Consider the following 785-nt stretch of genomic DNA (forward strand, 5'->3'; position numbering starts at 1 on the left):
TTTACTTTTTCAGGAAATTGGTCAGCAACATTTTTTATTTCACCGGGATCGCTTTTTATATTTACCAGGAAAAGTGAGTCTTTGGGTAAAAAATTTACACCACTAATTGCCGGATTACCCAGCAATTTCCAGTCGCCTTCTCTTGCCGCCCAGTGTTTTCCATTTTGCCAGCAGAATTCATTGTGTAAGGTTTTATGGTTTTTATCGTTTAGAACAGGGACTAAACTTTTCCCGTCCAGTTCGCTTTTGTCTAAATCAATTCCGCAAAGTTCAGCAAGTGTGGGCATCCAGTCGGCATTTACTGCCACCTGATTTCGTACTTCATTGGCTTTTAATTTTGCCGGCCAGGTAATTGCCGCCGGAACACGAATTCCTCCTTCAAACAGGCTAAACTTTGAACCTCTCAGAACACCGGCATTTCCGCCCCCGTAATGCGCGCGTTCTTCAGTTGAGTAACCATTATCCGACTGGAAAACAACGATGGTATTTTCCCGTAATCCCAACTCATCGAGCTTTTGAAGCAGTGCTCCTACTTTTTCATCCATGGTGGAAATAAAAGCTGCATACAAATTGCGGGGATATTTTACCCCTTTTTTATTGTAATAATTCAGCCATTCCGGCGACCCCTGGTAAGGATAGTGCGGAGTGTTCATGGCATAATACATAAAAAACGGACTTCCATGATTTTTTTCCAGAAATCCAGAAGCTTCTTTTACCATTAAATCCGGAAAATAATCGCCGGGGTAAAAAATTTCTTCTCCGTTGCGATATAAATCATGCCGGTT

At 41.9% G+C, this 785-nt stretch carries 1 protein-coding gene; it reads right to left on the reverse strand.

Annotated features, from left to right (window positions below):
* On the reverse strand, positions 1-785 hold a 785-nt coding region (locus K5G00_RS29480; protein WP_238770230.1), incomplete at both ends, for a sulfatase family protein.

The sequence above is a fragment of the Maribellus maritimus genome (assembly GCF_022267315.1).
Classification (GTDB): domain Bacteria; phylum Bacteroidota; class Bacteroidia; order Bacteroidales; family Prolixibacteraceae; genus Draconibacterium; species Draconibacterium maritimum.